A 12,739-nucleotide genomic window follows, 5' to 3' on the forward strand; every position below is an offset into this window, starting at 1 on the left:
CTGCCGGCAAGGCCCTGATCGAACAAGCTCTATTGCGCCAGCACCAGGCGGTGCAGCGTGGTTTTGGGGCTACTCCAGAGCTGCAGAGGCGACACATTGTCGGTTTCGGCAACAAAGAGCTGCACGCGCTGGGGACCGCTCCTGTCGGGCAGCACCTGGTAGCCCGCGGTGTAGCCGGGCACGGGCCGGGTTTCCCAAAGCACGCGCAGGCCATTGCCCTCCCATCTGAGAGCGGAGAGCGAGCTGCCGTCAAAGTAGCGGATACTGGTCAGATACGGCACTGTGACCACCTTGTTCTTGCCGACCACCACTTCCGGCACGCCGTCCTGATCCGGATCGGCAACGACGATCCTGGTATGCAGGTAGTCGGGCTCGGTCTCCGCCTTGGCCACGGCCGAAACGGTGCCGTAAAAGTGGCGGCTGGCGCCGTATTCATCCGCACTGGTCCAGACCAGCTCGCCACCCTTGAAGACCTGCAGGCGGTTCCTGCCGTTGATGGCCACAATCTCCAGCTTGCCGTCGCCGTCCAGATCCACCGGCGCTATGTCGTAGACATTGTAGCCCATGGGCAGCGGCAGATTGCGGCCGCTGGGCGCAAGCCCGTTCTTTTCGTAGCGCATGAGGGCGATGGCGCCGCCAGCCGCTCTTCCCGGAGGCGGCGTCTGGCCCAGCAGCATGGCGCTGCCGTCGGGCATGGCAATGGCGTTCAGATAATAGGGTATCCGGTCTTCCAGACACAGCAGTTTGCCGTCTTGCCATTCCCAGATGGCAGAGGAGGCCAGATTGCCGTTGCTGGCGCCCACGTACAGCTCCGGCACCCCGTTTTTGTTGGCATCCACCAGAGAGAGGGCCAGATAGTGCAGATAGCCCGGCAGAGGCTGGGAGAATTTGCGCGTAAAGCGCCCCTGGTCATAACGATAGACTTCGAGGCTTTTCCGGGCCAGGATGACCAGATCCTGTTCGCCGTCGCCGTCCACATCGCCGATGTTGAAATCCAGCGTTTCCAGCCCGATCGGCAGGCCGCGCAGGCTCTCCACGAGCTGGTAGCCGCCGCTCTGATTCGAAAGACCGGCCATGGAGTCTGCCAGCATGCCCCTGCGCCAGGCCCGTTCCGGATTGTCGCTGACAGGGGGGGCGGCTTCGGGGCTTGCCCCCGCCCCGGGCCGGCCTTCGATAACGGAGCCGATGTCGGCGGCCAGCTCCTCCACCGCTGCCAGCGGGTCATTGACGTCGGCCAACAGCCGGCTCAGCTTTTTAGGCGCAGCGCCGCCACGGGCAAAGAGATAACTCGCCACCTCGTCCTGCCGGGTGGCGCCCGGGCCCAGGGTGCTGATCACCAGATAATCCGCGCCGGAATCGGCCAGCAAGGAGCCGACCGCGGTGAAATTCCGGTTTTTCAGGGCCTGTTGCACCTGTTTGGCGATGCGGTCCTGGGCAGTGGCGACAATGCCGGCATGGGCGGCAAGCCGGCTGGCCAGAACGCTCGCCAGCCCGCTTTGCAGATGGGCGGGCGCATTTGGAGTCTGCACGCTGAAGGGCAAAACAAGCACCCGTTTTGGGGCATCCTGGGCAAGCTGGGCGGCCGGTGCCGGCGCCGCACAGAGTCCAATGCAAAGCAAAACGCCCAAAAGTGTCCGGACAGGGCCGGAGAACAGCAGGCACATATGGTTCACTGCAGCCTCATGGATAATTTCACAAAAAACAGCCCAGGCCCCTGCAGGCTCAGACCCGCGCCGCCGGGCTTTCCCGCGTAAAATGGTGCAGCAGAGCGCTCACCAGATCAGCAATGGTATGGCGTTCCGGCATGATGGCGACCGGGAGGCCGTATTCGGCAATGGTTTTGGCCGTCACCGGGCCGATGGCCGCGAGCCTGACCCGAGCCAGCGCCTGCCGCAGGGCCGCTTCGTTTTCGCAGGCCAAAAGGGCAAAGCAGTTGCGCACCGTGGAGGAGCTGGTGAAGGTGATGCAATCGACCGCTCCCGCATCCAGCGCGGCCTGCAGTTCCGCGCCGGCTTCCGTGGCCGGCACGGTTTCGTAGGCCGGCACGACCATGACCGTCGCGCCGGCGGCACGCAGCTTGTCCGGCAGGATTTTGCCGGCCTGCGCAGCCTGCGGCAGCAGAAAACGCTGGCCCTGGGCAAAGCCGCTGGCAATCAGGGCCTCGGCCAGCGCCTCGCCCGTGTATTTTTCCGGCAGGAAATCGGCCCGGAGCCCGAAAGGCCGGAGCGCCTTTGCCGTGGAGGAGCCCACCGCGGCGATGCGCAGGCCGTACAGGGCGCGGCTGTCCTGCCCCGCCTGCTGCAGGCGGCGGAAGAAATGCTGCACCGTATTCGGGCTGGTGAAAAGCAGCCAGTCAAAATCGGCCAGCCGCTCCAGGGCCGCGTCAAGCTGACTGTAATCCGCCAGCTCGCGCACCTCGATGGTCGGGCATTCCAGGCAATCCGCACCCAGATTTTCGAGCTGGCTCACCAGGGCGCTCGCCTGCTCCCGGGTGCGGGTCACCACGATGCGCCGGCCAAAGAGCGGCCGCTTTTCAAACCAGTTGATGCAGCCCCGCGCCTGCACCACCTCGCCCACAATAACGAGCGCAGGCGGTTTGATGGCCGCCGCCCGCACCCGATCGCCGATGTCGGCCAGGGTGCCGATGACCGATTCCTGCTGTGGCATGGAGGCCCAGCGCACCACGGCTGCCGGGGTTTCCGGCCTGCGCCCGGCGGCCATCAGCTTCTGGGCGATATCGGGCAGATTCTTGATGCCCATATAGATGACCAGGGTGCCTGCGCCGGTGGCCAGTTTGTTCCAGTCGATGTTGGAAAGGGGCTTGTCCGGGTCTTCGTGGCCGGTGATGAAGGCCACGGAGGCGGTATACCTCCGGTGCGTGATGGGAATGCCGGTGTAGGTGGCGGCCGCGGAAGCGGCGGTCACGCCGGGCACGGCCTCGAAGGCTATGCCATAGGCCGCCAGTTCCTCTATCTCCTCGCCGCCCCGGCCAAAGATGAAGGGATCGCCGCCCTTGAGCCGCACCACCGTCCTGCCGGCCCTGGCATGCTCGACCAACAGCCTGTTGATGTGCTCCTGGGTGCAGGCATGCAGACCGCCGCCCTTTTTGCCCACATAGATCCGAATGCAGTCTTTGGGCGCGTGGCGCAGGAGCTTCGCGTTGGCGAGATAGTCATAGACCACGACCTCGGCCTGTTGCAGGAGTTCCCTGCCGCGCAGGGTCAGCAAACCCGGATCGCCCGGGCCCGCGCCAACCAGATACACCTTGCCCTCATGCTGCATGGGATCGATCCTCCAGATCGCAGAAGAAATCAGGATAAGGGGCCTTGATACACCGCTTCGAGAATGGCCCTGCCGCCCCGGGCCAAAAGCGCTTCAGCCAGCTCGCGGCCCAGGTTTTCGGCCCCGGAGCGTGCCGAGGAGCGGGTTTCCCGCAAAACGGTCTTGCCATCCGCCGTGGCGATGAGGCCGCTCAGCTCGACCCGCCCGGCATGCAGGGTGGCGTAGGCGCCGATCGGCACCTGACAGCCGCCTTCGAGCCGGGTCAGGAAGGCTCGTTCCGCCGCAACCGTGACGGCGGTTTCGGCATGGTGCAATGGCAGAATCCGCTCCAGGAGCACGGCATCCGAGCGCCTCATCTCAATGCCCAGGGCGCCCTGCCCCACGGCAGGCAACATGGTTTCAGGCGCCATGTTGGCCGTGATGCGCGCCTCCAGTCCCAATCTCCTGAGCCCGGCGGCAGCCAGCATGATGGCGTCAAAGTCGCCGCGGTCCAGCTTCTGCAGGCGCGTGCCCACATTGCCGCGCAAATCCCGCAGGTCCAGATCGGGCCTGAGCGCCAGCAACTGGGCCTTGCGCCGCAGGCTGGAGGTACCCAGCGTCGCGCCCCGGGGCAGCTCGTCCAGCCCGGCGAATTTCCGCGACACAAAGGCGTCCTGCGGCACTTCCCGCTCCGGCACCACAGCGATGTGCAGCGCCGCCGGCAGCACCGCAGGCACATCCTTCATGGAATGCACTGCCAGATCAATGCGCCCATCCAGCAGCGCTTCCTCGATTTCCTTGACGAAAAGGCCCTTGCCGCCCACCCTGGCCAGGGGCACATCCAGAATGCGGTCGCCTTTGGTGCTGATGCGCACCAGCTCCACGTCCGCCTCCGGCACCAGCTCCCGAATCCTGCCGCCCACCCACTCGGCCTGTACCAGCGCGAGCTGGCTGGCCCGTGTGCCGATGCGTATCCTTTGCGGCCTGCTCATGACCCCGCCTCCATGGCATCCATCAGCGCCGCCGCCAGCAGGGGCAGCATCAGCTCGTGATGGCCTGTGAAGTGAAAACCGCGACCACCTTCCTGTGTAGGCCGCTGCACCACGTTGACGGCAGGCCGGTATTGCCGCATGAAATCGAAGTTGGCCGTCGTAAAGTGCCGGACCTCATAACCCAGATTGCGCACCACGGTCAGGGCCTTCAGAAAAACCTCCGGCAGGAGCACGGCCGAACCGAAATTGAGGTAGGCCCCGCCTTCCAGGCCGCTCGCCAGCCTGCAAAAGAGCCGAAAATCGTGAAGGCTCGCCTGGCCTATGGCCGCGCCGTCCGCCCCGGGATGAATATGAATGATGTCCGTGCCCACAGCCACGTGCACGGTGACTGGAATATTCAGGCGGGCCGCTGTGGCCAGCAGGCTGGAGCCGTTGTAGGGGAAAGCGTGGGCCAGCAGCATTTCGCCCACGCCCTGGCCAATGCCCACACCCCTCCGGGCCGCATCCACGATGGCCCCATTCAAAAGCGCTCCGGTTTCCGCGGCCGCGCCAAAGGCGCCCGAACCCAGGACCGCAGCCACGTCTTCCGAGGTTTTGCCCGCCATGGCGAGTTCTGCATCGTGAATGATGCCCGCGCCGTTCAGGGCGAGCGCGTCGATCAGTCCGGCCTGCATCAGGCCGATCAGCACCGGGTTCAGGCCGACCTTGATCACATGCGCGCCCAGGCCCACGAGAATCGGCCGCTGGTGCCGTTTGGCTTCGACCAGGCGATGCACCAGCTCCGGAAAATCCCTGCCCGCAAGCTGCCGTGGCAGGGCCGCCATCCACTCGCGCATCGTCATGCCTGCTTGCGGGGCCCTGGCAAAATCGGCCACGCCGAGCTTGGACGGCCGATCGTGGAGGGAATAGGTGTGCAGCGCGGAAAAATCCAGCGGTTCTACGGAATATCGACTCATGCCGGCTCCGCGCACAGGGCCCGCTCCACCAGCTCACACAGCAGGTGTTCAATAAAGAGATGGCATTCCTGAATCTGCGGCGTGGCCTCGCAGGGCACGTTCAGTACCAGATCACAGAGTGGCGCCAGTCTGCCGCCCGGGCTTTTCAGGCCGCCGGTGAGTGCCGCGCAGGGCATCCCGATCCGGCGCGCCGCCAGCACCCCCCGAAGCACATTCTCCGAATTGCCGGAGGTGGAAATGGCCAGGGCCAGATCCGCCTTTTTGCCCAGAGCCTCGATCTGCCTGGCAAACACGTCTTCAAAGGCGAAATCGTTGGCAATGGCCGTGAGGACCGAGGAATCGGTGGTCAGCGCCAGCGCCGCGAGCGGCCGCCGGTTCAGAAGGAAGCGATTCACAAACTCCGCCGCAAAGTGCTGGGCATCCGCCGCGCTGCCGCCATTGCCGAAGACGAGCATCTTGCCGCCGGCTTCGAGGCTCTGCCGCATCATGGTCGCGAGCCGCTGCAAATCGGCAGCCTGCGCCGCCACGAAATCTTCCTTGGCCGCCACGGAGGCACGGAGCCTTGTACGAATCAGGGAGACTGCATCCATTGTCAATCCCATGAAAAAGCGCCCTGCCCGGGAGCCCGGATCAGGCCAACAGGGTCAAGGCGCTGTCGACGTGGCAAAGGTCTCAGGCCAACTGTTTGAGAATCAGCCCGGTCACCTCCTGGATCGGCACGGAGCCGTCCACGGAAATCACCTTGACATTGCCCTTTTTCTTGAAATAGTCGACCGCCGCCATGGTGCCGGTCTTGTCGTCATAGTAGATGTCATGACGCTTGTTGATGGCCGCCTCGTCCTGATCGTCGGCACGGGTGCTCAGCTCGCCGCCGCAGACCCGGCAAACCAGCTTGCCGTCCTTCTCCGCCGGCCTGATGGCGTCGATGGCGATATGATTCGGGTGATTGTTGTCGTTGACGCAGAGGCGGCGGCCCATAATGCGATCCCGGGCGATTTTGCGCTCCAGAACGATTTCGACCACATAGTCGAGCCGCATGCCGGAACTCTCCAGGGCCTTGTCCAGCGCCTCGGCCTGGGCCAGAGAACGGGGAAAGCCGTCCAGGAGCCAGCCTTTATCCTTGGATTTCGCGAGCGTTTCCAAAACCATCGGGATGGTGATGTCGTCCGGCACCAGGTCGCCGCGATCGATATAGGCCTTGGCCTTTTTGCCCAGCTCCGTGCCGCCCTTGATGTGACTTCTGAAAATGGCGCCGGACTCGATGTGGTCCATGCCGTACTTCTCTTTCAGAATCGCGCCCTGGGTGCCCTTGCCGCTGCCGTTCGGTCCAAAGATCAGAATATTCATGCCGCTCCTTGCATGTTGAGAGATGGCGGATTGGCCGCCGGTAAAGGTGAAAAACAAGTTGGCCCCGACTATAACCGGCTTTTTTGACATCTGTCACGAAAATTGAAAAAGTTCCGGGCAACCGCTACATGGGACGCGCCGATCTCCCAGGCAGGCTGCGCCTTGGCGGCCACGCTGCCGTGTCCCTGTCCCGATCTTGCCAGCAGACTCATGCCAAAAGGCGCCGTATCCGCCCAGACCGGGGCGCCCGTCCGCGTATCTTTTGACAAGAGCTCGCAAAGCAGGTAGAAAAGCGGGCATATGTTGCAGTCAATCAGCTTTTATACCGTTATGAACGGGAGCACTATGCAAGACATCAAGGTAGGACTGATCGGTTTTGGCACCGTGGGCCAGGGACTTGCGGAAACGCTGCACTCGCAGGAAAACAGGCTGACCAAGCGCACCGGCATGAAAATCGGCATCAAAACCATTGCCGACACACGTGCCAGGGCGCTGCCCGCCCATCTTGAGCACATCCATCTGACCCAGGATGCCAGGGATATTCTTGCCGATCCGGAAATCGACATCGTGGTCGAACTGATCGGCGGCATGGAGCCGGCCAAGACTTTTCTCCTGGAGGCCATTGCCGCCGGCAAACACGTGGTCACGGCCAACAAGGCGCTTCTGGCCCAGACGGGCTCGGAAATCTTCCGGAAAGCCGCCGAAAAGGGTGTGGCCGTGGGCTTCGAGGCCAGCGTGGGCGGCGGCATTCCCGTCATCAAGGCGCTGCGCGAAGGCCTGGTCGCAAACCGCATTCTGGCCATCAGCGGCATCATGAACGGCACGGCCAACTACATCTTAAGCCGCATGACCGACGAGGGCATTCCCTTTGCCGAGGTGCTGGCCGAGGCGCAGAAACTGGGCTTTGCCGAGGCCGACCCGAGCTACGACGTGGACGGCATCGACACGGCCCACAAGCTGGCCATTCTGATGAGCATGGCCTATGGCATCCACATCACGAACCGGGAAATCAGCACCGAAGGCATCCGGAACATCGAGCCGGTGGACATCGAAATGGCGCGGGAATTCGGCTTTCGCATCAAGCTGCTGGCCATTAGCCGCAACCACGGCGAGCACGTGGAAGCGAGGGTGCATCCCACCATGGTGCCGGGGGACAAGCTGCTGGCCAGCATCAACGGCGCCTATAACGCCATCCAGTTCAAGGGCGACTGCGTGGGCGACATCCTGCTCTGCGGCCTGGGTGCGGGCAAGATGCCGACCGGCAGCGCGGTGGCCGCCGATGTGGTGGACATTGCGCGCGACATCGCCTGCAATTCCGTGGGCCGGGTGCCGCCGCTCTCCTACCAGCTTTCCCAGTTTGCACCGCGCCGCATCACCGGCATGGACGAGCTTTTTGGGCCCTACTATTTCCGTTTTACGGTGAAAGACGAGCCAGGCGTGCTGGCAAGCATTGCCGGCGTCCTGAGTGCACAGGGCATCAGCATTGCCTCGGTCATCCAGAAGGGCCGCAGGGGCCAAGAAGCGGCGGTGCCGCTCGTGATTCTCACCCATGCGGCCAGGGAATCCGACGTGGAGCAGGCCCTGACCCGCATCGGCAAGCTGGATGCCGTGCTCGCTCCGGTGGTGAAGATCCGCATCCTCGAGCAAGAACAGTGACCCATGAAATACATTCTGCTGATTGGCGACGGCATGGGCGACGTGCCGGTGGCAGCCCTGGGGGGCAGAACGCCTCTGGAGGCCGCGCCCACCCCCACGCTGGACCGGCTGGCCAGGGCGGGCGAACTGCTCATGGTGCAGACCGTGCCCGAGGGCCTGCCGCCGGGCAGCGATGTGGCGAATCTGGCACTCCTGGGCTATCAGCCTTCCGAGGTGTACACCGGCCGCGCACCCCTGGAGGCGGCCAGCATGGGCATTGCCCAGGCCGATACGGACATCGACTTCCGCTGCAATCTGATCAATATCCAGCGTCAGGGCGAGCGGATGCTCATGGTGGACTACAGTGCCGGCCACATCACGACCGCCGAGGCCCGGGAGTTGATTCTGGCCCTGCAGGCGGCCTGCGGCAACCCGGCCCTGACCCTGCATCCGGGCGTGGGCTACCGGCACCTGCTGGCGCTGCACAACACGCCGCTGCCCAGGGATTTCACAACAACTCCGCCCCATGACCACTGCGGCAGGGATGTATCCGCTTTCTTCGCCGAATACGCCAAGGTGCCAGCGCTGGCCGCGCTCTATGCCAGGGGGCCGGAAATTCTGGCGGCACAGCCGGTGAACCAAAAACGGCAGGCAGCCGGCAAAAGGCCGGCCAATTTCTTCTGGCTCTGGGGCGAAGGCAAAAGGCCCCGCATGGATACCTTTGCGGAGCGCTGCGGCCTCCGGGGCGGCATGGTCTCCGCCGTGGACCTGCTGAAGGGCATCGGCAAGCTGAGCGGGCTCCAGGTGGTGGATGTGCCCGGGGCGACCGGTTATCTGGATACCAACTATGCGGGCAAGGCGGCGGCCGCGCTGGAGATTCTTGAAGAGGCCGATTTTGTGGCTGTGCATGTGGAGGCGCCGGACGAATGCGGACATCAGGGTCTGGCTGCCGAAAAAATGCAGGCGGTGGCCGACTACGACGCCAAAATCGTGCGGCCCATTGTGGAGGGTATGGAACGCCGCGGCGAACCGTTCCGGCTGGTGGCGACGATGGACCACTACACGCCGCTGCATCTGCGCACGCACGTGAGCTGGCCGGTGCCCATGCTGCTCTACGATTCCAGAAGCCGGGCCACGGATGGGCTGGCCTACACCGAGGCGAACGCGGCCAGGGCTGTGGAAAAAAGCGGCAGGCGCTTTGCCAGCGGCGCCGACTTCTTCCGCTACTTTGTGGAGCAAAGGCGGTGAACAAACTCGCAATGGCTCTTGTGGAGCCGATTTTTACCACCACGTACCGGGTCATTTACGGCGACACCGACGCTGCCGGCGTCATGTACAACGCCAACTATCTGCGGCTCTTTGAAATCGGCCGCACCGAAATGATGCGCGCCTGGGCCATGTCCTACCGGGAGATGGAGGCATTGGGCTGCGTGCTGCCTGTCACCGAGAGCTATCTGCGCTTCAAGGCTTCGGCCCGCTATGATGACCTGGTCGAAATCGCGGTCGCGCTGGCCGGGGCCAACCGCCTGACCTGCCGCTTCCACTACCAGATCAGCCGCAGAGAGCGCGACGGCGGAACGACGCTTCTGACCAGGGGCTTCACCGCGCACGCCTGTGTGGATCGCAAGGGCGCGCTGAGCGCCTTCCCCCAGGTGATTCGAGATGCCATCGCCCCCATTCTGGAGCGGCAAAGGCAGAGCCCCGCGTCAACAACCCCATAAAAACTCTGCAAATCCCTTGACATCACGGCATCTCCTGGTATACTTGCCCTTTGTGATGCGGGGTGGAGCAGTCTGGTAGCTCGTCGGGCTCATAACCCGAAGGTCAGAGGTTCAATTCCTCTCCCCGCTACCAGTACATTCTAAGGACTTGCGGACTGAACTCTGCAGGTCCTTTTTTCTTTGCCAGATCCCGGCAGGCGCATGAGGGCGACTGCCGGCCCAAGCTGTGATCGGTTCAGATGTTCTGCTCGACTTTGGCAAAACCGGGCATGCAGAGCGTCTGCCCGGCAAAACGTCTGCTTCTTTGATGCCATGGCTTTGGCCGCAATGCGCACCGCGAAGCTAATGGGCGCTTTTTTTCTGCAGCCATTGCCAAGCCTGCCCGCCGGGGCAAAAAGTTTGAAGCGGGCGGGGGAGTGGCGGGCCGTTCACACCGTTGCCTGCCCTTGCCGGCAGGCAACCATTTTTTCAAAGGGCGCTGGAACAAAACAAGGGCTTACGGTTAAAAACCGTAAACCCTTGTTTTTATTGGTGGAGCTAATCGGGATCGAACCGACGACCTCTTGAATGCCATTCAAGCGCTCTCCCAGCTGAGCTATAGCCCCTTCTCTTGTGCGGGAAAATTGGCATTCTGATACCATCCCAAAGTCTGGCTGTCAAGTTTTTCTCTTTCTTTTTCCGGATCCGGTATTGATGTTGCCAATCGGCAATGTTCTTGGTAGAGTCACTCGCTTGCTGCCGGGTTCAATAGGGTCAAGCTGGTTCCGAAAAGGCCTGACCCGGCAAATCTCCCCTTTTTTGCAAGGGGGCTTCAATTGCCTGGTGAATTCTGATGTTTCCATTTCGAAACCCACTTTATGGCTGGTTCTCCAAAGACATGGCCATTGATCTCGGTACAGCCAATACCGTGGTATATGTCAAGGGCAGGGGCATTGTTTTGCGGGAGCCCTCGGTGGTGGCGGTGCGCAAGGATGTGCGCGGCAGCAAGGTTTTGGCCGTGGGTGGCGAGGCCAAAGAAATGCTCGGTCGCACTCCTGGCAACATCATGGCTATCCGGCCCATGAAGGATGGCGTGATCGCTGACTTTGAGGTCACTGAAGCCATGCTTCGCTATTTTATCAACAAGGTGCATAACCGCCGTCATCTGGTGCACCCCCGCATCGTTATCTCCGTGCCATCCGGCATCACCCAGGTGGAGAAGCGGGCGGTGCGGGATACTGCCGAATCCGTGGGCGCGAGCGACGTTTTCTTGGTGGAAGAGCCCATGGCCGCTGCCATTGGCGCCGGCCTGCCCATCACGGAACCGACCGCCAACATGGTGGTCGATATCGGCGGCGGCACCACCGAAGTCGCGGTCATCTCCCTGACCGGCATCGTGTACTCCAGGTCGGTGCGCATGGCCGGCGACAAGATGGACGAGGCCATTTTGCAGTACATCAAGCGCAAGCACAACCTGGCCATAGGCGAGCGCACGGCGGAAGAGATCAAGACCTCCATCGGCGATGTCCTGCCCGAGGAACCCTATGCCAGCATGGAGATCAAGGGTCGTGATCTGGTGGCCGGCATACCCAAGACCATCACCATTACCGCCAAGGAAATCCAAAACGCCATTGCCGAGCAGGTCGATGTGATTGTGGAGGCGACCAAGGCCGCCCTGGAAGCCACACCGCCCGAGCTGGCCGCCGATATTGTGGATCACGGAATCGTACTCACCGGGGGTGGGGCGCTTTTGAAAAATCTCGACAAGCGCCTGAGCAACGAAACTGGCATGCCGATCATCATCTCCGAGGATCCGCTTTCTTCGGTGGTGCTGGGCTCGGGCAAGGCCCTGGACCGAATCGACATCCTCAGGGAAATAGCCATTGACTGAGCCTGTTCGCCGCTCCCGCTTCTTCCTGCGGACAGCTACTCGTTGAGCCCAAGCCATGCGTAAACAACTGCACAAAAAGCGCGACAGCAGGGCCCATCACCTGCGCGTTCTGGCTGTGTCCGTGCTGTTGCTGGTGCTGGGCGTCTTTTTTCTGGTCACGACCTTTGGCTCCCGGCAGTTCGGTCCCTTCCACAAGATTATGATGGAAATAGTCGGTCCGGTGCAGAAAACCGTGACCCGCACCGGCTCGGCTCTGGGCTCGATCAAGCACGACTACATCGACAGCATCCAGAATTTTTTCAAGCTCAATGAAGAAAAGAAACGCCTGACCCAGCAGTTGCAGGAAACCGAAGCCCTGCTGAACAAAAGCCGCGAGGCCATGGCCACCAATGCCAGCCTGCGAAAACTCCTGGACTTCAAAAACTCGACCGAGCAGCCCAGCGTGGCCGCCACCATCGTGGGCAAGGATCCCTCGCCCTTCGACCGTTCAGTGATTATCGATCAGGGTGCCAACAGCGGCATCACCAAGGGCTGCCCGGTGGTGTGCAGCGAAGGTGTGGTTGGTCAGATTTTCACCACCTCGCCGAACTATTCGAAAGTCCTGCTGGCCATCGCGCCTTCCAGCGCCATCGATGTCATGCTTCAGGGCTCGCGGGTGCGCGGCATTCTGAAAGGCACCGGCAACATGACCTACCGGCTGGAGTATATTTTGACGAATGTCGAGGTGAAACCGAAGGAAAAGGTGGTGACAGCCGGCTATGGCGGCGTCTTTCCCACAGGGATTCCGGTGGGCGAGGTGTCCAGGGTTTCCCGCCAGCCCCAGGGCATGTTTCATGAGATCGAGGTCAAGCCTGCGGTGGACTATCAGACAATAGAGCACCTGCTCGTCATCAGGAAAAATGACCTCAATGAAATTCTTGACCAGCCGGGGCGCCCCTGAGCGGGCCCGGCCCGGTG

At 62.5% G+C, this 12,739-nt stretch carries 11 protein-coding genes and 2 tRNA genes; 6 read left to right on the plus strand and 7 right to left on the minus strand.

Annotated elements, in window-relative coordinates; all coding sequences use genetic code 11:
- Positions 1 to 29: 29 nt before the first annotated feature.
- From CAY53_RS00470 to CAY53_RS00495, 6 genes are all read right to left on the minus strand, one after another.
- On the minus strand, positions 30 to 1,664 hold the full coding sequence (locus CAY53_RS00470; protein WP_104935471.1) for an FG-GAP repeat domain-containing protein: 1,635 nt from the start codon (positions 1,662 to 1,664) through the stop codon (positions 30 to 32).
- Between the two features lie 58 nt (positions 1,665 to 1,722).
- The gene (cobA, locus tag CAY53_RS00475) at positions 1,723 to 3,282 is read right to left on the minus strand and encodes a uroporphyrinogen-III C-methyltransferase (protein WP_104935472.1); all 1,560 of its coding nucleotides are present in this window, start codon (positions 3,280 to 3,282) and stop codon (positions 1,723 to 1,725) included.
- A gap of 29 nt (positions 3,283 to 3,311) precedes the next feature.
- The gene (hemC, locus tag CAY53_RS00480) at positions 3,312 to 4,253 is read right to left on the minus strand and encodes a hydroxymethylbilane synthase (protein ID WP_104935473.1); all 942 of its coding nucleotides are present in this window, start codon (positions 4,251 to 4,253) and stop codon (positions 3,312 to 3,314) included.
- Positions 4,250 to 5,209 carry a GSU2086 family protein gene (locus tag CAY53_RS00485; RefSeq protein WP_104935474.1) on the minus strand — a complete coding sequence of 320 codons (960 nt, stop codon included), beginning with the start codon at positions 5,207 to 5,209 and terminating at the stop codon, positions 4,250 to 4,252. The genes hemC and CAY53_RS00485 overlap by 4 nt, the downstream gene beginning before the upstream one ends.
- Complete coding sequence (locus CAY53_RS00490) at positions 5,206 to 5,799, minus strand: D-sedoheptulose-7-phosphate isomerase (RefSeq protein ID WP_104935475.1); 594 nt, start codon at positions 5,797 to 5,799, stop codon at positions 5,206 to 5,208. The genes CAY53_RS00485 and CAY53_RS00490 overlap by 4 nt, the downstream gene beginning before the upstream one ends.
- Positions 5,800 to 5,881: 82 nt before the next feature.
- Entirely contained in the window at positions 5,882 to 6,556 is a 675-nt protein-coding gene (locus CAY53_RS00495; RefSeq protein ID WP_104937372.1) for an adenylate kinase, read from the minus strand.
- Positions 6,557 to 6,901: 345 nt separating this feature from the next.
- Between CAY53_RS00495 and CAY53_RS00500 the strand changes: the two genes are divergently transcribed.
- From CAY53_RS00500 to CAY53_RS00515, 4 genes are all read left to right on the plus strand, one after another.
- A complete protein-coding gene (locus tag CAY53_RS00500) occupies positions 6,902 to 8,212 on the plus strand; it encodes a homoserine dehydrogenase (protein ID WP_104935476.1) in 1,311 nt (436 codons plus the stop codon).
- Between the two features lie 3 nt (positions 8,213 to 8,215).
- Positions 8,216 to 9,439: a cofactor-independent phosphoglycerate mutase gene (locus tag CAY53_RS00505; RefSeq protein WP_104935477.1), complete on the plus strand. Its 1,224-nt coding sequence runs from the start codon at positions 8,216 to 8,218 to the stop codon at positions 9,437 to 9,439.
- Positions 9,436 to 9,912: an acyl-CoA thioesterase gene (locus CAY53_RS00510; RefSeq protein WP_104935478.1), complete on the plus strand. Its 477-nt coding sequence runs from the start codon at positions 9,436 to 9,438 to the stop codon at positions 9,910 to 9,912. The genes CAY53_RS00505 and CAY53_RS00510 overlap by 4 nt, the downstream gene beginning before the upstream one ends.
- A 56-nt stretch (positions 9,913 to 9,968) precedes the next feature.
- Positions 9,969 to 10,045 (plus strand) — tRNA-Met (locus CAY53_RS00515).
- Positions 10,046 to 10,441: 396 nt separating this feature from the next.
- Here the strand turns inward: CAY53_RS00515 and CAY53_RS00520 are convergent.
- A tRNA-Ala gene (locus CAY53_RS00520) sits at positions 10,442 to 10,517 on the minus strand.
- Positions 10,518 to 10,744: 227 nt separating this feature from the next.
- Between CAY53_RS00520 and CAY53_RS00525 the strand changes: the two genes are divergently transcribed.
- Positions 10,745 to 11,782, plus strand: coding sequence for a rod shape-determining protein (locus CAY53_RS00525; RefSeq protein WP_104935479.1), 1,038 nt, complete (start codon positions 10,745 to 10,747; stop codon positions 11,780 to 11,782).
- A gap of 55 nt (positions 11,783 to 11,837) precedes the next feature.
- Positions 11,838 to 12,722 carry a rod shape-determining protein MreC gene (mreC, locus tag CAY53_RS00530; protein ID WP_104935480.1) on the plus strand — a complete coding sequence of 295 codons (885 nt, stop codon included), beginning with the start codon at positions 11,838 to 11,840 and terminating at the stop codon, positions 12,720 to 12,722.
- The last annotated feature ends 17 nt before the right edge of the window (positions 12,723 to 12,739 follow it).

The organism is Desulfobulbus oralis (assembly GCF_002952055.1).
In the GTDB taxonomy this organism is placed as follows: Bacteria; Desulfobacterota; Desulfobulbia; order Desulfobulbales; family Desulfobulbaceae; genus Desulfobulbus; species Desulfobulbus oralis.